Below are 22,716 nucleotides of genomic sequence, written 5' to 3' on the forward strand. Positions count from 1 at the left end.
CTTTTAACATAAGAAAATATAATGTTTTGAATTATCCTACTCAGATAAAAATCCTGATATCCATCCCTAGAACCCTGGTTGAGCCAGAATAATCGGTAAAAGAAAGGAAAAAGAGTGAATCTTGATGAGTTGATGACAGTATATGTAAGGGTTACTAACACGAATCAATGACTCGGATGGGTCGTAACCATCACCATACTGTTCTGTTATTGGCGAGGGGTATAGCGAGTTTCAAACTCTTCTCGGGGTAACGGTTCTGAAAACAAAAAGCCCTGTCCACAATGGATACCGTGTTCCAATAACCACTGGCGCTGTTCGTCTGTCTCAACCCCTTCAGCCATGACTCGTAGCTTTAGGATGTCGGAAATAGTGCCGATGATGCGTGCCATTGCGTCATCTTCAGGCAAATGCTTCACAAAGATTTTATCCAACTTAATCATGTCGATTGGCAAACCTTTCAGATGATTAAGATACTGTAGGCTGGAGTACCCAGTACCAAAGTCATCCAAAGCGATAGACAAGCCAAGCCCTCGTAACTCACACAGTAACCTTCGCGCTTCATCAAGGTTATGAATGCGGGCTGTCTCAGTAATCTCCAACACCAATTGGCGCGGATCAATGCTATAGCGACTCATTATGGCCGTTAGATGCGTCAGTATATGGTCACATTGTACTTGCAAGCCGGAAATGTTAACCGCCAGCGATAAGGTAATTCCTTGTGTCTTCCAGTCGGCCAGAATGCGGCATGCCTCTTCCAGCACCCAACTTCCCAGCGGGATCATCGCACCGTTTTCTTCCGCGTCAGGGACAAATTCCGAAGGCAAGAGATAGCTACCATCTGCCTGACGCCAACGTAATAGTGCTTCTGCACCAATAACTCGCGGCTCTTGCATATCCCATTGCGGCTGTAAAAACAGGACGAAATCACGATGTTCAATCGCCTGTAAAATGTCATGTTCCCGCATCAGTTGCTTCGGTGCTTTATGCCACGTAGACGACTTAGTGCCATTGATACGACTCATATCCGTATAAGCCTCGGCTAACAGTTGTTGATTACGATTATAGTTATGCACCAACACACCCAATTCATCATCCTGATGGTAGGCAGGTAACGTCAGTTGGTGATGTAACACACCTTGATTGCCTATCTTTTCCAACTCTTTCGCCATCGTCCGTAATGGGTGAATAATCAGGCGATTAATACACCAGGCAATGGAGACTGACAAAACTAAAGCCAGCAACAGATAGGTCGAGAGCATCGCCGACAATGCGCTGAGAATAAACTGATACATACGGAATGAATCCGCCCGTAACACTAAATGCGCCAGTGGCTGCGGATTGGCAGAGACTCGCTCTAGTGAATATAACGGGACGGTTATCTGTACCGGCAGGGAAAAAATGCGCTTCGCCCAGCCGGGTACCGGCCGCTCGGTGGGGAAACTGGCGTGTAATACCTGGATTTGATTCGGTAATATCACTTCGGCGCGGCTGAGAATACCAATGGGTAACAAACTATTGAGAATTTTCTTCGCTTGTGGAACATCCACACTCAAGATTGCTTCGGACAGCGGCTGGCGAACAGAATAAGCGATACTCTCCAACTGCTTGGCGTAATCATCTTTGCGCTGCTGCACAAAGTGGAATAACTGAAGGACGATAAAAATACAGATGGTTACCAGTGCCACAACCGCCACTGCCGCCATTTGCTTAATCGTTAATGAACGCCTTACCCGCAAACTCGCTCTCCGCCAATTCCTACTGAATAAAATTAAAGTGGTTGCCACAGATTGGTGGCTACTCGTCGATTCTGTCTGAGTATACTCGATCAACTTCAGATTTTATCTGTGATAACAAACCGGGGGGCAAGAATACCGTGGGTTTCGGTCTTTTCCTACCGAGAAACCACGTCAGAGAGGGATTTCTCGCTCTGACGTGGTTTTTTAATACAAATCAGCACTGGTGACTGATTATTTAAAGTCTGCGTATGGCACTAATGGCTGCGGTGGCATATCCAAATCACCTTGCCATCCCGCCATTGAGTAGCGCAAATAGATCAGTGCGTGGCTGGGGGTATAGTCCTTCGCTTGCTGGATATCCACCCCGGCTCCCAATGTCCAGTGCGAGCTCAAGCGGCGCTCAATCGAAGCTCGTAAGGTATAACCGACACCATTACTACTTTCCCCAAAGTCGGTTTTACCACGATCGGGAATAGTCTGGAGGCTATTTTCCAACAGATTTTGCAGTGGATAACGCGCCCGGTCACTAGTGGCGGAATGTGAAACAGACACTGAACCACCAAGCTCCCACGACCAGTTATCGGTGCGCTGCCGGTAGTTTACTGGAATGGCTAGTGACAGATATTTTTGTGGGCTGTAGTAACCCCCTTGCCCCAGAGTATAGCCGCTGAGATCTTTTTGATAATGCCACCACATACCATTCAAGCCGACAGTAAAACGGCGATTACTTTCATTTATCAGCTTGTAGTAATAACCCGTCATAAAGCGCAGCCGCTGGTTATCAGCCACGTTTTTCCCGGTTAGATAATGATAACTTAAGTCACTCCAGATCCCGTTAGCTTCACCCCGGTCATAACTGGTTCCCAAACTGACCCCGCTGGCACGAACGCCACCCCAAGTGACGTTGGTATTCGGGTCTACCGTACCGGCAAAAGCCAGTAACGAGCTGGATATTGGCCGCCGTGAGGCTGTGGCTGTCCAGCCGATATGGTTCCAACTGTTGCTATAGGCCAGCCCGCCCACTACATCGACAACCTCAAACCCCATCGGCGTGGTACCGATATCTGTAGCCCAGTAGTCATTCTGCCAACCCACAGCCACACTGGTGCCAGTTGCCCGCTGATGCATATCCGCCTGGCAAGGGATTAGCGTTTGATAACAAGTACCGGCTTCATATCGTGTATCTTTATCAAAGGTACCGGCATCCATCTGAATGGTATCGGTTCGGAAGAAGGCCCGACCATCAGCCAGTGAAGTATCCACTTGCAGCATGGTGTTATGCGCATTGAGATCAGAAATCCCTTCGGTGCCACTGGAATGCAGGTAATCATGATCCAGTGTGACGCGGGTATCTTGCTGGCGATATAGGTCAGCGGCATCAGCACGAATGCCCCGCTTGAGCCAATCATCAGTAACCTGATTACGCGTCAGCAAGGTATAGCTATCATTATCTGCCGGAAGTGTTGGCGTGATACCACTGGCAACCATGGCATGTTTGAGGTCATCTTGCGCACCCGCAGGTTGCCCTTGTAATTTAGCCAAACGGGCCGAGTCACGAAATACCAGCGCATTATCTTGTGACGGCGCCTTAGCTGCTTCCGGTTTCAACCGCTGAAAGATATCTGCCGCTTTTTGTGGCTCCCCCACCCCACTCCAGGCATTGGCTAGCCGACGTTGGGTATTTAAGCTGGCGCCTTCCCCCGTCAGTGGCTCACTTTGTAAATGCTGTCGTGCATCGCTGAGATGGCCTGCAGCAATATAAGACTCTATCTCACCCAACCGCGCATCAGGGTTTTCCGGCTCGCGGGTACGAACTCGCTGATAACCCGCCAGCGCTTCACTGTAATCACCGCGTTCTAGTGCCCAGTCAGCTAGCGTCAAGTCAATCTGCGTGTTAGCCGGTTGCTGGCGCAATGCCGTTATTGCTCCGATTTCATCGCCACTGCCCCGCAACTGGCGAGCTAAAGTCAGTACTTGATCTAATTTCAAACGCTGGTCTAATTCACGGATATTATCGTTCCATTGTGCCTTTGGCAAAGTGTCCAAATGCGCCAGTGCCTGGCTGTCGCGCTCAGTACTGGACAGATAAAGCGCATAGGCATAGACCTGCTCAGGATCGCCCGGTTTACGGCTTACCAGTTGATGGAATTGAGCATCTGCCTGAGCCAAATGACCGTCTTGCTCCAATGCTTGCGCCAGTCGGTAGGTTATCCAGACATCATCTGGCGCTCTCTTTTGCGCCTCCAGATATTTCTCTGCCGCCAAATGCCACTGCTGCCGTGCCGCCAAGGCTTCAGCCTGCTGTTTCAACATATCCAATTGCAGGCTATCTAAAGTGTCACGCAATTTGACTTGTTGGTTACGCGGCAAATTATTCAGGTAGTTCAGCGCTTTTTGTGGCGATTCACGTTGATAAATATTGGCTAATCCGCGCACGGCACTACTGTTGGCCGGGTCCAGTCGTAGCGCCTGCTGATAGTACTGTTCCGCACTCTTATCATCATGGCGGGCAACAGCCACATCACCTAAACCAATCAATGCATAGCTGTCGCTGCCATCAATTTGTCTCGCCTGCTGGTATTTTTGTTGGGCTAACGCAATATCACCCGCTTTCAACGCTTTATCGCCTTGATCACTAAGCAACCAGTAGCGGTTAGTCTTGATCAAACTGATCCACTTATCGCTTTTCTGTCCATTGGTATCGACTTTTTGTGCTTGCTCAAACAGACGCAATGCTTGTGCTCGATCGCCGCCTCGGGCATATGCCAAACCTAGCGCCCCCAGCAATTCGGGATCATTAGGCGAAGCGGCCAGCGCTTGCTTCAATGCCGGGATGGCGGTAGTCCCTGCACCACTCTCAACTTTTGCCAACCCACTTATACGAGCCTGATAAGTTGGGTCAGCCAACATAGCTTGCTGATCAGCCAGTTCTTTTCGAGCAATATCTGCCTGTGGACCGGTTGAAAATACCTCAAGGAAGTGAGTCAGTGCAGCAACACTCTGTGGGCTGACCGTCATCTCTTTAATGGTGTTCATCCACAAATTGGCAGCATCCGACGCCCCGGCAGGGTTGGCGGCCACTTTTGCCAACATGGCATAGCCAAGGTCAGCTTTCTGTTGACTGAAATACAAGCGCGCCAGTGCCATTCGCAGCGTGATGTTGCCGGGAGATTGTTGATCAAGTGAAGCAAGCTTCTCGGTGGCAAGCGCCTCCTGGCCCGGTAAACGCGCCACCAGCCGCCAATATTCCACGGCAAGATCCAATGTTGGCAGGTGGCCTTGCAGTAGTTGGTCGTATTTCACTTTAGCTTCATCGAGCCGCCCAGCGGTTGCCAGCAGACGAGCCTCTTGCAGCTGTTGACGTACTTCCGGTTTGGTCAGCGCCAACATCAGCTTCGCCTGCCGGTAAACATCGGAGTCTGGCGCCAATTGTTGCAACTTATCGAGCTGTGCTTGTGCAGCAGCCTGATTACCTTGCCGTAGTGCCTGACGCATTCCCGCCGCCACAACTTCAGGGTTATTTGGATCCATCATGTTCAGGCGATACAGTGACTGCTTAACCAATTCATCTTTGTTGGTCGCTTCACCTAACCGCACCTGCTCTAACAAAAACTGAGTCGGCGAGACAGATTCAGCCCCGAAAGCAACACCGATAAAAGCTTGAGGCAACAGCGCCAGGCCTAACAGCCAGTTTATTTTAATGTTGCGCATTGAGTGTTCCATGAGGGTTGAAGCTCACCCTGCCGATTAAAACGATAGCGCTGTTGCGCCCATCCCTGACCAAACAGTGTCAGCACAGCGCTGTAGTAGGCATCTGCGCCCAGAGGTGAATCTTGCACTCGTTTTTGTTGCTGGCTAAATGTTTGTTTATTAAACGGAGCTGGGCTACTGGCTAAAAATGGCAGTAATGCGGCGGAAAATCCTACTGGCCCATCACCACTGGTTTTGCCATTGCTGGTATCGGTTTTTTCTGGTGGCACACCCTGCTGCTCGGTGACTGCGGCCATTGGTTGAAAATGCTGAATAAGTGCGGCTTTTTGCGGGCTATTATTGGAGAGCAATCCCGCCCACAGATAGGTGCGAATGGCATCGTAGCTACCAACGTTTGGACTTGTTTCATCCGGCTGCCAACCTTTTCCTGCTTGCCATACCACCCAATCGGGGCTGAAGCCATGCGGTGCCGTTTCCAGCCATAACCGTTGATTGACTTTAATCATCTCTTTCCACGGCCCGGCTAGAGAAGAAAAACGCGCCAGCAACTGTGGCGGTAAATAACTTGGATTGAGCCGCCAACGATCATCATCGCTAAAACCAATTTTGCCCGGTAAGAGCATCTCACCCAACCCTGGGATATTGACCACTTCTTCTTTGGCGATGCGTTGCAACAGCAAGGTACCCATGGTCTTATAGCGGCGCACATCCCATAAACGGCCTGCTTCCAGTAAGCTGTAAGCAATCCATAAATCGGCGTCAGAAGCCGAGTTCGGGTCCAAAACATCCCAGTGATGTTGCTGGTGTTGCCCCCATAGCCAGGCGGGCAGGCGGGCAGTTAAATCGCCCGCCGCCAGATTGTTTTCAGTCCAGGTTAATAAACGGTCGAATGTCTCTCGATCATTAGCAACTAGAGCAAAAAACAACCCATAACTCTGTCCTTCAGAGGTGGTTATCTGCCTTGGACTGCTGGAGTCGATAACCCGCCCACCATCACTGATGTAGCTTTGTTTAAACTGCTGCCATTCAGGCCAATCACAAGCAGCCGTCGTACCAAAACTGGCCAGCAACAGCAGGGTGCATACCAGTCGTTTAACCATCACGACCATCAAAATTAATCTCTCTCATCAGGTGATAACCGACGACGGCTAATCAGGCGTAACACGCGCCAGGCCATCATTGCAGCCACAATCACGACCAACACCGCCACGCCAGCCAGCAGCAACGGATGGGTAGATAAGGCGTGCCAAATGCGCTCCCACCAAGGTAAATGACCGACATCATAGGTATCGCCAACCCGCAGGCTATTGACGCCCGACTCACGAATAACCGCGACCGAGCCAAATACCGCCTCACGTTTACCGGTGTCCAGCAATGCATCATTCAGCAAGTTATAGCCACGTGGACTATCCGCCAATAGCGCGACAATGCTGCGTTGTGGGAAGCTAGGTGACTGCACGCCGATAATGGCCGACATCGCCCCTTCTGAGCTCACTGTCGCCTTGCTGTCTGCGGCCCAGTCTGACTCTGGAGCCAGCATACCCGGCAAACCAGTTTGCCGGTTTGGCATTTTTACCCAGCTCTGAGTTTGATCCACCAGCAAGTTAATCTGCTTGTCATCACGCAACTCAGGTGGGATGGTTCCGATAATCAGCACATCAGCATCTTTGTCTTTCGCCTGTGACCAATCATCAGTGATATTGATACCCACTGCTGGATACCCTACCTGCGCACCGATATTCCCTACCGCATTCAGGAGCGTGGTCAGTTGTGACGGAGCCGGTTTTGGCGGCACTAACACCAGTGTTTCGGAGAGATCGGCCATGCGGCTAAAGGGGAAACCGGCATTGGCAAACGCCCGCAAATCAGGCATTTCCATAAAGTGGCGGTAACCGGAGAAGTCGATCGTCGAGTTACCATCAATCACCGCGTGATTGGGTGCCATCGCATAAGTTTCACATCGCCCTTCTGCGCCGTTCGCCAGCAAGGTGCTGTAATCAAAATCAAAGCGGAGCTGGTTGGTCGCCCCCAGTTTTAATGCCGGAATGGTTAGCCGCTTCGCCGTATCTTGTAAGCCTTGCAGCAAAGATAGACGTAGAATTTTACTGTCGTCCGCAGCATTGGGCAACAGTGGATAGTCCTGCACGAACTGATTATTCAGGCTGATACTTAAGCGGGAACCATCCATCTGACGCGTTGAGGTATAACGATATTTCAAGCGCATATCGATACCAGCGCTGCGGATCAGGAACAAGTCCGGCGGTAAATTCATTGATAATGAAATTGGCGGCGGTAACAGCCCCATAGTTTGCAGTTGATCCGGATATTGCTGCAGCTCGGCAAATGTCATCGGACGATCAGTCCGTACCCAGTTAGGGGCATCATAAGGCAAGCGTGGTGCCAGTTGCTCAACCTTATCTACGGTAACATTCTGCCCACGGAACAAGATGTTGCCTTGCGCGATCCCCTGTGCCGCAGTAATCAAATCGTTATCATCGCGGCCCAAAATCAGCAACAGCTTCACATAGGGGTTATCCGGGTGACTGATTATTTCTACCGTCGGCGCTTTGACCGGCGGGTAATCTTTCAAGAAATCAGGGCGCTGCGCATTGGTCGCGAACACGACAGCATGCTGAGTGGGGAGTTGATTATACAACACTGGGAAATTCTGCCCACGCCATTGCGCTTTAGCACCAAACCACGACGCCAAAATAGAGGCCGCGCGCTGTTGCGGCACATCAGGCGAGGCGGCAAAAACCACTGGCAAAGTTAGCGAGCGATTATCTCGGATATCAAAGAAAGGCTCCGGGAAATGGGATAAATCATTTTTGACGGCCAGTGATTGATAGCGCAGATCCAATGAGCTGGACTTACTGATATCCAACCACTGTGTATTACTGGCCGGGTTCTCACAAGTGCTTGGATAATGGCCGATAAACACTAACCGCAACCGGTTGAAATCACTGATATAGAGGGGATCAATCGGTAACTGAACTTTACTCGGTTTACCCAATTGCTCTTTGGTGATGGCCGTAACACCCATCAATTCATCATTAAGGAAGATTTTTATCTGTGACTCTACCGGGCTCAGCGAAGGCGATGGTGTGAACTCCAGATTCAACATCGCATTGGTGACCACTTCATCACTGCGCACACCGAACTCAATCACTCCTTCCGGGTTGGTGCCACGCAATGAGAATGTCCCCGGTGGCGGAGCAATTTTTGCAAAGGTGTAGACCACATCCCGAGCCGGCATATTGGTAAGTACCGCCGGAGCAGCAGGATCCTGCACTACCGGTGGCGGTGAGCCAAGAGGTGAAACCGCCGATTGAGGCGACGGCATTGCCGGCGTTTCAGCATGGGTGAATGGCGTCAATCCCAAAGCCAGCGCGGTAAACCAGGTTATTTTTCTCGTCATCATATCATCATCAATGTTGAGCCACTGTTTGGCCCTGGCTACTCGGAGCCTGATTTTTATCCACGCCATGGGGTACAAATGATGCAATCCAGGCAATCAGGGAGGTAAATCCTACCAATACATTTCGAATTACCGGTGGGGCATAGCTGGCCATACGGACATAACCTCTAAAACCGAGCGCCAACACATCGCGCAAGCTCTCAATCGGTTTATCTTCTGGGAAGCCATCCTGCCATAGCGCCCATGTGTCAGCACGGGCAAAGGTACACTGTATAAAATCAATATGTTGTGCCACCGTCAGTTGATGCATCCGCATCCCAACTTTAGTGCCGAAAGCACGAGTGACTTCGCAGGGGAAGGTATACTCTTGCGCCCCCCGCTTCAGCAGCAATTGCACCGCCTCGCCATCTTTCAATAACCCGGCTTCGCGCATCTCAATCCCCACCCCACCATCAGAATAGTCGAGCAAGGTACAAGAGAATAAGTGCCCATCAGCGCGTGCTACGGCGGCAGGCATGGCAATTTCTACTCGATGTGACTGACGCACTTGTTTAGCTTCTACGGCCACCGCTACCGCGCCGCCTAAAATCGTCATATTATAGATAACCCACACCAGGCTGATGATGACCGTCATGATTTCAGTGCTGGGGCCATGACCCAAGCGCCATAAACCGGCAATCAAGCCCGCCAAATTCAGCAGAACCAGCGTTATATACGGACGAGTAATCACCCAGTCCACATGCTGCTCCTCAACCAAGCCTCCTTTTGCCGTGACATTAAACGTCCCTTTATGTGGGTTGAGCAGCGCCACGGTCGTTGGGCGGGCAATATACCAAGCCAACACCGTTTCATAGATTTCACTCCAGAACGAATGGCGATATTTCCCTTGCAGTCGGGAGTTGGTCAGGCTGGCGTGGATCATATGTGGCAAAACATAGAGCGCAATCGCCAATGCTGGGGCAAAGATGATGTATGCATGCAACAGCAGGAAAGCCAATGGCGCAGTCAGGAAGATCAGCCGTGGGATACCGGATAAGAAGTGCAACATGGCATTGGCATAACATAAGCGCTGGACTAATTTCAGCCCTTTACCAAACAGGGGGTTATCCAGTCGGAAGATTTGCACCATGCCCCGCGCCCAGCGAATACGTTGCCCAATGTGGGCAGATAAACTCTCTGTGGCCAATCCAGCGGCTTGTGGGATGCGGATATACGCTGAGGTATAGCCTTTGCGATGCAGCCGCAATGAGGTGTGGGCATCTTCAGTGACCGTTTCCACCGCAATCCCACCTACTGCATCTAAAGCACTACGGCGCAGCACCGCACAGGAACCGCAGAAGAAAGTGGCATCCCACATATCATTCCCGTCTTGCACCAAACCATAGAACAGCGTGCCTTCATTCGGTGTTTGACGAAAACGCCCTAAATTGCGCTCAAAAGGGTCGGGAGAGAAAAAGTGATGTGGCGTTTGAATCATGCCCAGCTTTTTATCTTTAAAGAACCAGCCAACCGTTAATTGCAGGAAAGAGCGCGTCGGCACGTGGTCACAGTCAAAGATAGCAACAAACTCACCGGTAGCCTGCTTCAAGGCATTATTGATGTTACCCGCTTTGGCATGTTCATGAGTCGGCCGGGCAATGTAGTGCACACCAACTTCTGCAGCGAACGCTTTAAACGCCGGCCGGTTGCCGTCATCCAAAAGATAGATATTGATTTTGTCTTTCGGCCAATCAATCCCCAGCGCGGCATAAATCGTTGGTTTCACCACGCCAAGGTCTTCGTTGTATGTCGGTACCATCAAATCAATAGTGGGCCAGCTATTAATATCATCTGGCATAGGTACCGGCTGACGGTTGAGCGGCCAGATAGTCTGGAAATAGCCCAACACCAGCACTATCCAGGCATAAGTTTCGGCTAACAACAGCAATAAACCGCACACCAAACTGACCGGGTCATCCCAGTTAAGGGTTTCGGTATAACGCCACCACAGGTAGCGGCAGGAAACCGTCAATGACAGCACAATCAACATCAGAGTAGGAAAACGTCCCGGTACACGCCGCACCACCATGGCAATTGCCCAGAGCAGTAAAACAAAGACAAACTGTGCAAGCATACCGAATGGCTGCGAAATGCACAGCAAAGCCAAAATGCCCGTGAAAATACCTAAAAGAATAAACAGGATACGGCGGGTTCGCCTTGAGAGCTGGCTTAGCCGAGTCGCGACCGATTGCTCTATCCGCTGAAGTTCAAAGCGCTCAGGGATACTTCCCAACCAACTGATATAACCCTGTCTTTTGTTTTTGACCCAACCTTTGCTAGCTGCAACAGGTTGACGCCGCTTCTCATGAAGTGATGCCGGGCGGGTTAATAATAGCCAAATCCCTTACAACAAATAACGCAAGCTATCACCCAGACGTGGGCGATTCGGTGAAATCTGCGGAAACCAGTATGTGCGATGTTGTATCACACTCTGCCAACTGGGGGACTCAAGGCGCAGAAATACCCAGCACAAGGGAACAATCAATGTGGTCAGAAATGCCGTGAGGACAGTACAGCCTTGCTGCATATAGTGATGATAGCGGCGACGCATCCCCTGATAAACTGGGGTCAGAAACAACATCCGCATCAAGCGGTTCATAGGCCACTTTCCGCAACATTAATCAGGCACCAATTCGCCACAGTCATAACTTCCTCAGCGGCCAGACTTTGCGCACTGTATTCACCTAAGGGCTGTTTGGCAGCCAATGCTTCCGCCATCGCTTCGTCACGATGAATAAATGTCGGTAATAATTTATCGAGGCTTTGCAGCCAAAGCTGATGTAAATCTTGTTGTAAACGACTGCCAGCAGAGAATTGGTTGAGCAGGAAATGACTACCGGCAGGTAAATCTTGCTGATGTAGACGAATGTGACAATTGGCATCGGCATGAATCACAATGAGCACAAGATCAGCCAGCGCCAGAGCCTGACGAGTTAATACGCTGTCACCGGCAGGGATATCCAATAAAATCCAACGGGAGGTATTACTGGCTTGTAGTTCAGACAGATTCTTTTGCCATTGACGCGGTTTTTGTTGTAATAATGCGCCGAGCTGTTCGTTTTCTGCGCGAGTTAACTGGCCAAACGGTAAGAAATCCAGCTTCTCGGTATAACGCATGGCACCTTGCTGCCAGCCTTCACCATCAATCTCAGCTTTAGCCCAACCACGGGGCTGCTCGAAATACATGTTAAAATGCAACCGCAGCAAATTGTCCGGTGAAAAATCAATAACCAGAACTGACTCATCCAGTTGTTGTAAGGCCCACGCAAGAGCGGCGGTGACCGATGTGGTACCAATGCCCCCTCTTATTCCTTGTAACGCCAGTACCGGCATAAACTATTCACTCCGGGTAGATTGTGCAAGTTCAGCTAGCAATGGCCAACGGGCCATCATTTGGGTTAATCGTTCCTGACGGACAATATCGATATAACTTAATGTGGGTAATGAAAAGGCCTGACTTAATGCTAGTAGATCATCCTGAGCTTCAAGTGAAGTTTTCTCATGAAATCGATTTATTATAGTCTTCATTTATCCGCCTTCAGAAAATAGGCTATGGTAATTAAGTAAAACAAATATGGGAGTATACTTTTCCCTAGTAAGATGAGCCTTAGATTAATATCAAGGTAAGGACATTGGTTAATACTTATCTCAATGTTACAATTGTTCTTTGAATTTATCCAGTGATTGGCCCAATAGCACTTTAACGAAAGCAGATAAATAATCTATGTCACGATCTTTCTCTTTAGGTGTTCGAAAAATCTGGGATGAATTAGCCGTAATGCAGGCACCTGGATTCTATTGGGTCAATATTGAACGTCAAATTGATGCCAATTTACTTTGTCAGCAACTTATTCGTAACCAATCTGAAAATACCCGCGCCGCATTGATTTGCTCAGGACTAAAACCTGAAAAATTACTCACAAATATTGAGCATTCTGGCCCAAAAAAATTACCGCTGTTTTCATTACCTGCTCAAAAGAAAGCCTTACAGCATTTGACCAACGATTTAATGCGCGCGCTACGCCCGCAACAGCGGCTTTTTATCTTGTTTGCTCCGGCGAGTTTGTGGCAAACATTTACCAGTGAAGAGATGCAACAGTGGGTGCGGCATATCCAACAATGGTTGGATGCTCAGAACTGCACGTTACTGGTGCTGTGCCACAGTTCTGGTATCAATAAAATCAAGAATCAGCTGGTCAGTCAGCACCGCTATTTACAAGGTTTGGCCAGCCTACAATGGCAGCAGGATAATGCGCAGTATGTGGTGTCTTGGTGGAGCACCGAGAAAGGGGTGACGGCCAATCAACTGGTCTTGCTGGAAGCAGATGAGCAAGGCTGGTTCATGGCGGATGAAGTCCAGCAAGTGCTGCCACAATCACGTAATGATGAACATCTGTATTTAGCTGAAACCAGCATTCTGGAAGGGGCTCCGCCGCTATCGACCAACTGGCAATTGCTCGAGAGCAATGCAGCGCTGGCTCAGCGGGCGATGAGTGCCCATGCCGCAACCGTAATTTTTGCGCTGAACCAAAGTGAAGAAATTGACGAAATTGCTCATCAAATCCATAACATACGCCGCCAACGTGGCAATACTGTAAAGATTGTCGTGCGTGAAATGAACGCCAGCCTACGTTACAGCGATGAGCGATTATTACTGGCCTGTGGGGCAAATCTAATTGTGCCTCACGTCGCGCCGCTGTCACGTTTTCTGACCATGTTAGAGGGTATTCAGGGACAGCGGTTCTCACGCCATGTTCCTGAAGATATCAATGCGTTATTGGAAGCTTTGCGCCCGCTACAGCTTAAGGGCTATCTACCGCCGGTGGAGTTCAGCCAATCGGTTTTGCTACTGATGAACAACACTTTGCTGCCAGAAGATGGCAAGGGCGTATTGGTGGCGCTACGAGCCGTTCCTGGGCTACAAGCACGTCAGGCGCTGACTCTATGCCATTTACGCCGCTATGGTGATGTGGTGACCGTGTCTGATAACCGTCTGGTCTTGTTCCTATCTACCTGTCGAGTCAATGACTTGGATACCGCACTGAGCCATATTTTCCGCCTACCGGTGACCGAAGCATTCAGTAACCGGATGGTGTGGTATCAAGATGAAGAAATCATCTCGGAGATGCATCGGATGAACTCTCCCGATGCACGGCAGGCAGTTGGTGAGAAGAAAACCTATACACAAGAAACCAGTCGGACTGAGCAATCCGAAGTCATCCGACATATTCCTGAGCCACTGACATTGACTATCGGCCATCACAAGGAGAATGCTCAATGAATCTCAACGACATTTGGCAAATCTTGCTGCTCGGCGCGGTGATTTCTTTCCCGCTCGGCTATATGGCGTGCCGTCGATTCCCGAAATGGTGGGAGAAAAAACAACATTTATTCTTATCCGCGCGCTATTTAAAATCAGAAGGGATCTGGTTGCGTGATGACTCCTCTTCACAGAATAAGAAATAACCATGAACGCAAAAAATAAACAGCAAGAGTCGCAGAACCCTTGGCGCTATTGGCGCGGTCTCGGTGCATGGAACTACTATTTCCTGCTAAAATTTGCCCTATTGTGGTTTGGTTACCTTAACTTCCATCCATTGGCTAACCTGGTGTTTCTTGCCTTCCTGCTCTTCCCGATCCCGTCGTATCGAGTCCATCGCTGGCGTCACTGGATTGCAATCCCCATTGGTATCGGCCTGCTCTATCACGATACTTGGCTACCGGGTATCAACAGCATTATCAGCCAAGGCTCGCAGGTGACTGGCTTTAGTCTTAGCTATCTAATTGAATTATTTAATCGTTTTATTAACTGGACGATGATCGGCACGGCCTTTGTCATTCTGGTCGGCTACCTGTTTATCTCACAATGGATTCGCGTCACTGTTTTTGTCGTTGCAGCCATGATTTGGCTGAATATCGTTGATATTGCCGGGCCGGCTTTCTCACTGACACCCGCCGTTGAAACAGCGGCAACATTAGCGCCAGCAACCTCTAACCCAACCGCAATCGATACAGGGCAAGCCACCCCTGGCAGTAGCCCCGTCGTCACCAGTAGTCCGCCAACCGATGCCAATTTAGCCGCTTATCTAAATGCATTTTATGAGCAAGAGAAAACACGCCGTACGACATTCCCGGCATCACTGCCTGGAGACGCACAGCCCTTTGATTTATTAGTTATTAATATCTGTTCACTCTCATGGTCAGATATTGAAGCTATTCAGCTGGATAAACACCCACTGTGGAGTAAGTTCGATATTCTGTTTAAGAATTTTAACTCTGCCACCGCTTACAGTGGCCCGGCGTCTATCCGCTTGCTGCGCGCCAGCTGCGGCCAGTCATCTCACAAAGATCTGTATCAGCCACAGGACCAACAATGCTATCTGCTTGATAATTTAGCAAAACTTGGCTTTACCTCCCAGCTGATGATGGATCATTCTGGTGTCTTTGGCCAATATCTGCAAAACCTGCAGGATGAGGGCAATATGCGTGCGCCATTGATGTCACAGGCGGGTATCAGTAACCAATTAGCCTCCTTTGATGGTGAGCCGATTTACAATGATCTAGAGCTACTTAATCGCTGGCTAGCCGAGCAGAAGAAAGGGGGCGATGCCCGTAGCGCAACCTTCATGAATATCATTCCATTACACGATGGGAACCGTTCCGCCAGCACCAACAAAATGGTCGACTATCGTATTCGAGCCAAGATTCTCTTTGACCAGTTAGACACTTTCTTTGACGAGTTGGAGAAATCAGGTCGTAAAGTCATGGTGGTGTTGGTACCTGAACATGGTGCCGCCTTGGTCGGTGATAAAATGCAGATGTCTGGCCTGCGGGATATCCCAAGCCCTAGCATCACCCACATTCCGGTGGGGATTAAGCTGATTGGTATGAAGGCTCCACAACCTGCCAGCCCAGTAGTGGTTAGCGCGCCAAGTAGCTATCTGGCGGTCTCTGAATTAGTGTCGCGGATGGTTGATGGCAAGATATTCACTGCACCGAATATTGATTGGCAAACCTTGACACAAGGGCTGCCGGAAACTGCTGTAGTATCAGAAAATGATAATGCCATTGTGATGCAATATCAGGGTAAATCCTATATTCGACTTAATGGTGGCGACTGGGTACCTTACCCGCAATAAATAACAGCCTGTTTATGGCTTAATTGGTCCAACTAAGGGTGCATTTATTGCACCCTTTCTATTCATTATTGAATGAGAAATGAATCAAACACGATAACATTAACCGTAGATAAGAATAATATTCCACATGACTTAGTCTAAAATGCGAATCAATTTCATTATAATTTAAGTCTTACATACTTACTTAGCTTACTAATGGCTTTATAGTTTATAATTTCGTAATTGTTTATTTACATGAAAATTGAATATATTTGCCGGTATCAATTTGACAAAATATTTTTATAACCTATATGGCTATATTTTTATTTCGTGATAAAAAAACGCCGAGTTTCCGGCGTTTTTTTATATAGCTCTACAGTCTGAAAGAATATAGCAGCCTTAGTTGGTTTTCTCTGCTTCATCCTGATCAACAGCAAAGCAGGCGACCATTTGCTCACCATACTGCTTTAGTTGCGGTTGCAACTGAGTGCAAGTCCCAAATGCCCGGCGACAGCGGGCATTAAATGCACAACCAGGAGGTGGGTTCATTGGGCTAGGTAATTCACCCGTCAACTTAATACGCTCACGACGCATATCCGGATTCAGACGAGGTGTCGCCGATAACAGCGCCTGAGTATAAGGGTGACGTGGATTATTAAAAATGGCCTCTTTACTGCCTTTCTCAACACAACGCCCTAGATACATCACCATCACTTCGTCAGCGATATGCTCAACCACGGACAAATCATGGGAGATAAAGACATACGACAGCCCCAATTCCTGCTGCAGATCCATCATCAGGTTCAATACCTGCGCCCGCACAGATACATCCAGTGCCGAAACAGGTTCATCGGCAATCACCACATCAGGATTCAGCATCAACCCTCGGGCAATAGCAATACGCTGACGCTGACCGCCCGAGAACATATGCGGATAGCGGTCATAGTGCTCAGTTTTCAGACCCACCTTTGCCATCATCGCCAATGTTTTTTCGCGACGTTCTTGGCGATTGAGCGTGGTATTGATTTGTAGTGGTTCTTCCAGAATCTGCCCCACTTTCTTACGCGGATTCAAAGAACCATACGGGTTCTGGAACACAATCTGGATTTTCTGACGTCGCAGCTTTTCAGCACTTTCATCTGGCTTGAGCAAATCCTGACCTTGGTAGTAAAGCTCGCCACCGGTCGGAATTTCTATCATGGTCAGCAAACGGCCCAACGTGGATTTACCACAGCCAGACTCCCCAACCACCGCCAATGTTTTGCCTCGTTCCAAGGTGAACGAAACCCCATCCAACGCCTTAACCAAGCGCTCCGGTGCAAAGAACCCTTTTTTAACTGGGTAATATTTCTTTAAATCGATGGCTTGCAACAGAGGCTTTGATGCCTGTGATTCATTTTTCATTTCAGTTGATTGGCTCATAAGGTCGGCCTCCCCGCATCATCGAGCGGTGTATGGCATTTAACCTGACGCCCCGCCGGCCCCAGTAATTCTGGCTCTTCACGGCGGCACCTCTCATTAGCATATGGGCAACGTGGATTAAGCAGACAACCTTCAGGCCGGTCATATTTGCCCGGAACCACACCCGGTAATGATGCCAACCGCGCTTTATCCTGGGCAAACTCCGGTAGCGCCCGCAATAATGCCTGGGTATATGGATGACGTGGCGCACGGAAAATTTCTGACGATTTACCGGTTTCAACCACCTGACCGGCATACATCACAATAATATGATGAGCAGCCTCAGCAACCAGTGCCAAGTCATGGGTAATCAGCAATAGCGCCATATTTTCCCGCTGCTGTAATTCCAGCAGCAATTCAATGATCTGCGCCTGAATAGTCACATCCAGAGCCGTCGTCGGTTCATCGGCAATCAGCAACTTCGGCCGACAGGCAATGGCCATCGCGATCATGACACGTTGGCTCATCCCGCCTGACAGTTGGTGTGGGTACACATCCAGCCGTGAGGCCGGATCAGGAATCCCTACCAAGGTCAGCAAATCGACTGCGCGCTGATGACGGGTTTTGCGGTTGCCCCCCTGATGCACCTTCAGTGCCTCCATGATCTGGAAGCCGACGGTGTAACACGGATTAAGACTGGTCATCGGGTCTTGGAAAATCATCGCAATTTCCGACCCCACCAGTTGACGCCGCTCTTTTTCCGAGATCTTCGTCAGGTCACGACCATTAAACTCCAGCTTGTCGGCCATCACTTTGCCGGGATAATCAATTAGCCCCATGATTGCCAGTGAACTAACTGATTTGCCGGAACCCGATTCACCAACGATCCCAACTACCTGACCTTGATCAATACTGTAACTGATACGATCTACGGCTTTGAACGGCGCGCCTTCGTCGCCGAAGTGCACCGACAATTTGTCTACATTTAAAAGTGCCATCTCTCTACCTCTGTTACTGCTTGAGTTTGGGGTCGAGAGCATCACGCAGGCCGTCCCCCATCAGGTTAAACGCCAGAACCGTCAGCAGAATCGCCACACCGGGGAAGGTCACGACCCACCAGGCGCTTTGTGCGAACTGCAACACATCAGAGAGCATGGTGCCCCATTCTGGTGTTGGCGGTTGTGCACCCATGCCGAGGAAACCGAGAGCCGCCATATCCAGAATGGCGTTAGAGAAGCCGAGAGAAGCCTGCACGATTAACGGCGCAAGGCAGTTTGGCAAAATATTGATAAACATCTGACGCATCGAACTCGCACCGGCCACTCTGGAGGCCGTCACATAGTCACGATTGACCTCAACCAGCACCGCGGCCCGTGTCAAACGTACGTAGTGCGGCAAGGCCACAAAAGTTAACGCCAACGAGGCATTTACAATTGAAGGCCCGAATACCGCCACCAGCACTAATGCCAGCAGCAAGCTTGGCAGTGCCAGCATGATATCGACAACGCGCATAATGATGGCATCGACGATGCCGCCAAAATAGCCAGCCAGTAAGCCGAAAATGACCCCCATGACCAGCGACAGCACCACCACCAGACAACCCACTAACAGTGAGAGGCGAGCGCCATACATCAGGCGCGACAAGACATCGCGGCCCACATCATCAGTACCGAGAATAAACTTCCAGCTACCGCCTTCTTCCCAGACCGGCGGTTTCAATAATGCGTCGCGAAATTGCTCTGCCGGGCCGTGTGGGGCAAGCCAGGTCGCGCCAGCGGCAATTAGCAGCATAAGAATGATGTAAAACAGGCCGATAACAGCCCCTTTATTGCGCTTGAAATAGTGCCAAAACTCCTGCAAGGGAGTCATCGGCTTCGGCGCATTTTTTACTGTAGACTCAGTAAGTTGAGACATTTCGCGCCCCTTATTTCTTGTGACGAATACGCGGGTTAACTACGCCATAAAGCACATCTACCAGCAAGTTAACTAAAATAATCATGATCGCGACCAGCAACACCCCACCCTGCACCACCGGGTAATCTCGACGTTGCAATGCATCCATCAACCAGCGGCCTAATCCTGGCCAGGAGAAAATGGTTTCCGTCAGAATGGCACCTGCCAGCATGGTGCCGACTTGCAAGCCAATCACCGTGACCACCGGTAGCAAAGCATTACGCAGGGCATGAACCACAATCACTCGCATCCGGCTCAAACCTTTGGCTCGCGCGGTACGGATATAGTCTTCACCCAACACTTCCAGCATTGAGGAGCGAGTCATACGCACGATAACGGCAAGGGGAATGGTACCTAATACAATGGCGGGCAAAATCATGTGCATCACGGCGTCTTTAAAGTCGCCGGGCTCACCCCAGATAAGGGTGTCAATCAGCATAAAACCGGTTAACGGCAGACTGTCATCAAGGAAAACAGTATCGCTGACCCGCCCCGAAACCGGGGTAAGGTTCCATTGCACCGAAACCAGCATGATAAGCATGATGCCCCACCAGAAGATAGGCATCGAGTAACCGGTCAGGGAGATCCCAACGGCGGTGTGATCGAATATTGAACCGCGTTTGACTGCCGCCAACACACCGACAGGAATACCTACCGCAATGGCAAACAGCATCGCGCAGATTCCAAGTTCCAGTGTCGCTTTAAAGCGGGGAACAAACTCTTCCCAGACAGCAATACGGCTTTTCAGCGAAATGCCGAGATCGCCATGTAATACGCCATTCACATAATGGAAGTATTGTTGATAAAGAGGCTTATCTAGCCCCATTTCCGCCATGATTTGAGCATGACGCTCGGTGGAGATACCGCGTTCCCCGGCCATGATGGTTACCGGGTCGCCCGGGATCATATGAACAAAAGCAAAGGTCAGCAAAGTAATGCCGATAAACGTTGGGATAACTAACCCCAAACGTCGGAGTATGAACTGCAACATATCCCGAACTCTCTGTGTAGAATGCCGAGTTGCTCGTAGGCAACCAAGCTTATCCCCTTCATACGTCAAGTTGCAGGGGTGTTAGCAGCATTCATTCACTTGCTGCCTACCTGCAATTCCACGTACTTTGGGTTATATGGCTCACATCTGTATCTGTCTTAACCTAAATGAAGAAGCCGGTGCACATGCTATGCACGCCCACCGGCCCTATTTCACTGGGTTAAAATTAATCCAGGGACACGTTCTCGAAATGGTGTTTACCCAACGGATCAACAACATAGCCTTTCACTTCTTTACGCACTGGCTCGTATACGGTTGAGTGAGCAACAATCAGCGCTGGCGCTTGATCATGCATAACAACCTGAGCTTGTTTGTAAAGAGCCACACGTTTGTCGTGGTCAGACTCAGCACGCGCTGGCTGGATCACGTCTTCAAACGGCTTATAACACCATTTGGAGTAGTTAGAACCTTGCTTAGCCGCATCACAGCTGAACAGCGTGGCGAAGAAGTTGTCTGGGTCCCCATTGTCCCCGGTCCAACCCATCATCACAGTTTCATGTTCGCCGTCTTTAGCTCGTTTGAGGTACTCGCCCCACTCGTAAGTCACAATTTTGGCTTTCACGCCAACTTTCGCCCAGTCAGACTGGATCATTTCAGCCATACGACGCGCATTTGGGTTATAAGGGCGCTGAACGGGCATGGCCCACAGATCGATGGCGAAACCATCTGGCAGACCCGCTTCTTTCAGCAACTCTTTCGCTTTAGCCGGGTCATATGGGTAATCTTTCACCTCATCGTTGTAGCCCCACATAGTAGGTGGGATCAGGTTTTTGGCAGCCTGGCCAGCGCCCTGATAAACCGCATCGATAATCGCTTCTTTGTTAACTGCCATGGTCAACGCCTGGCGAACTTTCACGTTATCCAGCGGTTTTTTCTCAACGTTGAAGGAGAGGTAACCGACGTTCAAGCCCGGTTGCTCCATCAAATTGATGGTTTTGTCTTGTTTCATGCGGGCAATGTCAGCCGGGTTAGGGTATGGCATAACCTGACATTCATTTTTCTGCAATTTCGCATAACGAACAGAGGCATCTGGCGTAATCGAGAAGACCAGACGATCAATTTTTGGTTTGGTGCCCCAGTAACCATCAAATGCTTTGTACAGGATGCGAGAATCTTTTTGATATTGCTGCAACTGGAACGGGCCGGTACCAATTGGGTTCAAATCGACTTTTTCTGGCGTGCCCGCTTTCAGCATGCCGTCAGCATATTCAGCAGACAGAATTGACGCGAAGTCCATCGCCAGGTCAGCCAGGAATGGCGACTCAGGACGAGCCAGTTCGAAGCGAACTGTATTATCATCAACTTTAACAATATTGGTGATCAAATCACCCATACCCATACCTTGGAAGTATTCATAGCTGCCGCCAGACACTTTATGGTACGGATGTTTATCATCTTTCTGACGCATGAAGGAATAAATCACGTCATCAGCATTGAAATCGCGGGTGGGTTTGAAGTCTTTATTATCTTGCCACTTCACACCTTTACGCAGATGGAAAGTGTAGGCTTTGCCGTCTTCACTAATTTCCCACTTCTCAGCCAGACCCGGTTCAATTTCAGTCGTCCCGAGTTTAAATTCAACCAGACGGTTGTAGATAGGAACCGAGCTTGCATCATATGTCGTGCCAGAGGTGAAAAGCTGCGGGTTGAAGCCTTCCGGAGAACCTTCAGAACAATAAACCAATGTTTTCGCTTGTACACTGGCCGCGACAGTCAGTGCAATCAGCCCAATACCGAATTTCAGTATCCCTGTTTTTCCCAAGGAAATCGTCATCGCTTGTGCTCCATTATGGTGATGTGTGTTGTGTGTACGGCCAGGCCCTATAATTTTTTAGTCCGCGGACTGTACCGTTTTTGCCCATTAATAGCAGGGATGCGGGATTGAGATGCCGGATAAATCTTATCGCGACGACAATTTTGAATGAGTGAAATCACCTAAACTGCTCTCGATTACTCCCCCTGAGGGTACCAATTTGGCAACAGTTGATGGCAACGTCAATACGGTCTGAAAGGATTTATCAAGACAATGAGAAACAGCATGCAAACATAAAAAAAACTTTCCGTTAACATTATCAGCATTAAAATTTATGCTATCAGCCATTAACCAGAGAGATTAACTGGCTAAATTAAATAAAGCAGTTGCAACATCCACTGACAAACAAAAAAACTTTGTTGCGAATTGATGTCTATCTGTTCATATTTTTTTGTAATATCGACAGAAAATAGATGGAAATGCTGTTGTCGCAGCCGATAAGTGACGTGAATGTTGTCACATACAACCGGAATCAC

14 protein-coding genes and 1 pseudogene are annotated in these 22,716 nt (G+C 49.4%); 3 read left to right on the forward strand and 12 right to left on the reverse strand.

What is annotated here, in order from left to right; translation table 11 throughout:
* Positions 1-206 precede the first annotated feature (206 nt).
* From DJ58_RS09750 to bcsR, 7 genes and pseudogenes are all read right to left on the reverse strand, one after another.
* A complete protein-coding gene (locus tag DJ58_RS09750) occupies positions 207-1,736 on the reverse strand; it encodes an EAL domain-containing protein (protein WP_072186957.1) in 1,530 nt (509 codons plus the stop codon).
* Between the two features lie 231 nt (positions 1,737-1,967).
* Positions 1,968-5,447: a cellulose synthase complex outer membrane protein BcsC gene (gene bcsC / locus DJ58_RS09745; protein WP_032910541.1), complete on the reverse strand. Its 3,480-nt coding sequence runs from the start codon at positions 5,445-5,447 to the stop codon at positions 1,968-1,970.
* Complete coding sequence (bcsZ, locus tag DJ58_RS09740; protein WP_004707185.1) at positions 5,429-6,556, reverse strand: cellulose synthase complex periplasmic endoglucanase BcsZ; 1,128 nt, start codon at positions 6,554-6,556, stop codon at positions 5,429-5,431. Before bcsZ ends, bcsC begins: the two co-directional genes overlap by 19 nt.
* A 5-nt stretch (positions 6,557-6,561) precedes the next feature.
* A complete protein-coding gene (gene bcsB / locus DJ58_RS09735; RefSeq protein WP_032910603.1) occupies positions 6,562-8,865 on the reverse strand; it encodes a cellulose biosynthesis cyclic di-GMP-binding regulatory protein BcsB in 2,304 nt (767 codons plus the stop codon).
* A 10-nt stretch (positions 8,866-8,875) separates the two neighbouring features.
* Positions 8,876-11,503, reverse strand: a pseudogene (gene bcsA, locus DJ58_RS09730) (UDP-forming cellulose synthase catalytic subunit).
* Positions 11,500-12,237 (reverse strand): cellulose biosynthesis protein BcsQ, encoded by a 738-nt coding sequence (bcsQ, locus tag DJ58_RS09725; RefSeq protein ID WP_004707189.1) that lies wholly within the window; start codon positions 12,235-12,237, stop codon positions 11,500-11,502. Before bcsQ ends, bcsA begins: the two are co-directional and overlap by 4 nt.
* A 3-nt stretch (positions 12,238-12,240) precedes the next feature.
* A complete protein-coding gene (gene bcsR, locus DJ58_RS09720) occupies positions 12,241-12,432 on the reverse strand; it encodes a cellulose biosynthesis protein BcsR (RefSeq protein ID WP_004707190.1) in 192 nt (63 codons plus the stop codon).
* A gap of 196 nt (positions 12,433-12,628) precedes the next feature.
* On the opposite strand from bcsR, the gene bcsE reads away from it, so the two are divergent.
* The 3 genes from bcsE to bcsG are packed head-to-tail and all read left to right on the forward strand — an operon-like array spanning position 12,629 to position 16,043.
* The gene (gene bcsE, locus DJ58_RS09715) at positions 12,629-14,185 is read left to right on the forward strand and encodes a cellulose biosynthesis protein BcsE (RefSeq protein ID WP_004707191.1); all 1,557 of its coding nucleotides are present in this window, start codon (positions 12,629-12,631) and stop codon (positions 14,183-14,185) included.
* A complete protein-coding gene (gene bcsF / locus DJ58_RS09710) occupies positions 14,182-14,370 on the forward strand; it encodes a cellulose biosynthesis protein BcsF (RefSeq protein WP_032910543.1) in 189 nt (62 codons plus the stop codon). The genes bcsE and bcsF overlap by 4 nt, the downstream gene beginning before the upstream one ends.
* Positions 14,371-14,372: 2 nt before the next feature.
* Positions 14,373-16,043 carry a cellulose biosynthesis protein BcsG gene (gene bcsG, locus DJ58_RS09705; protein ID WP_004707193.1) on the forward strand — a complete coding sequence of 557 codons (1,671 nt, stop codon included), beginning with the start codon at positions 14,373-14,375 and terminating at the stop codon, positions 16,041-16,043.
* A gap of 378 nt (positions 16,044-16,421) precedes the next feature.
* Here the strand turns inward: bcsG and dppF are convergent, their stop codons facing one another.
* The 5 genes from dppF to dppA all read right to left on the reverse strand — a co-directional run bounded on the left by dppF (position 16,422) and on the right by dppA (position 22,201).
* Entirely contained in the window at positions 16,422-17,426 is a 1,005-nt protein-coding gene (dppF, locus tag DJ58_RS09700; protein ID WP_004707194.1) for a dipeptide ABC transporter ATP-binding subunit DppF, read from the reverse strand.
* A gap of 14 nt (positions 17,427-17,440) precedes the next feature.
* The gene (gene dppD / locus DJ58_RS09695; RefSeq protein ID WP_032910544.1) at positions 17,441-18,421 is read right to left on the reverse strand and encodes a dipeptide ABC transporter ATP-binding protein; all 981 of its coding nucleotides are present in this window, start codon (positions 18,419-18,421) and stop codon (positions 17,441-17,443) included.
* 13 nt (positions 18,422-18,434) lie between these two features.
* Entirely contained in the window at positions 18,435-19,337 is a 903-nt protein-coding gene (gene dppC, locus DJ58_RS09690) for a dipeptide ABC transporter permease DppC (protein WP_004707196.1), read from the reverse strand.
* Between the two features lie 10 nt (positions 19,338-19,347).
* A complete protein-coding gene (gene dppB / locus DJ58_RS09685) occupies positions 19,348-20,367 on the reverse strand; it encodes a dipeptide ABC transporter permease DppB (protein WP_032819080.1) in 1,020 nt (339 codons plus the stop codon).
* A 226-nt stretch (positions 20,368-20,593) separates the two neighbouring features.
* On the reverse strand, positions 20,594-22,201 hold the full coding sequence (dppA, locus tag DJ58_RS09680; protein WP_004707197.1) for a dipeptide ABC transporter periplasmic-binding protein DppA: 1,608 nt from the start codon (positions 22,199-22,201) through the stop codon (positions 20,594-20,596).
* Positions 22,202-22,716: the final 515 nt, after the last annotated feature.

It is taken from the genome of Yersinia frederiksenii ATCC 33641 (genome assembly GCF_000754805.1).
GTDB lineage: Bacteria > Pseudomonadota > Gammaproteobacteria > Enterobacterales > Enterobacteriaceae > Yersinia > Yersinia frederiksenii.

Bases quoted from the DNA above. Each gene is read 5' to 3' on its own strand.
- bcsE (WP_004707191.1), top strand. From the start codon at position 12,629: ATGTCACGATCTTTCTCTTTAGGTGTTCGAAAAATCTGGGATGAATTA.
- bcsB (WP_032910603.1), bottom strand. From the start codon at position 8,865: ATGACGAGAAAAATAACCTGGTTTACCGCGCTGGCTTTGGGATTGACG.
- dppF (WP_004707194.1), bottom strand. From the start codon at position 17,426: ATGAAAAATGAATCACAGGCATCAAAGCCTCTGTTGCAAGCCATCGAT.
- dppB (WP_032819080.1), bottom strand. From the start codon at position 20,367: ATGTTGCAGTTCATACTCCGACGTTTGGGGTTAGTTATCCCAACGTTT.
- bcsQ (WP_004707189.1), bottom strand. From the start codon at position 12,237: ATGCCGGTACTGGCGTTACAAGGAATAAGAGGGGGCATTGGTACCACA.
- bcsF (WP_032910543.1), top strand. From the start codon at position 14,182: ATGAATCTCAACGACATTTGGCAAATCTTGCTGCTCGGCGCGGTGATT.
- bcsZ (WP_004707185.1), bottom strand. From the start codon at position 6,556: ATGGTCGTGATGGTTAAACGACTGGTATGCACCCTGCTGTTGCTGGCC.
- bcsG (WP_004707193.1), top strand. From the start codon at position 14,373: ATGAACGCAAAAAATAAACAGCAAGAGTCGCAGAACCCTTGGCGCTAT.
- dppA (WP_004707197.1), bottom strand. From the start codon at position 22,201: ATGACGATTTCCTTGGGAAAAACAGGGATACTGAAATTCGGTATTGGG.
- dppC (WP_004707196.1), bottom strand. From the start codon at position 19,337: ATGTCTCAACTTACTGAGTCTACAGTAAAAAATGCGCCGAAGCCGATG.
- bcsR (WP_004707190.1), bottom strand. From the start codon at position 12,432: ATGAAGACTATAATAAATCGATTTCATGAGAAAACTTCACTTGAAGCT.
- bcsC (WP_032910541.1), bottom strand. From the start codon at position 5,447: ATGCGCAACATTAAAATAAACTGGCTGTTAGGCCTGGCGCTGTTGCCT.
- dppD (WP_032910544.1), bottom strand. From the start codon at position 18,421: ATGGCACTTTTAAATGTAGACAAATTGTCGGTGCACTTCGGCGACGAA.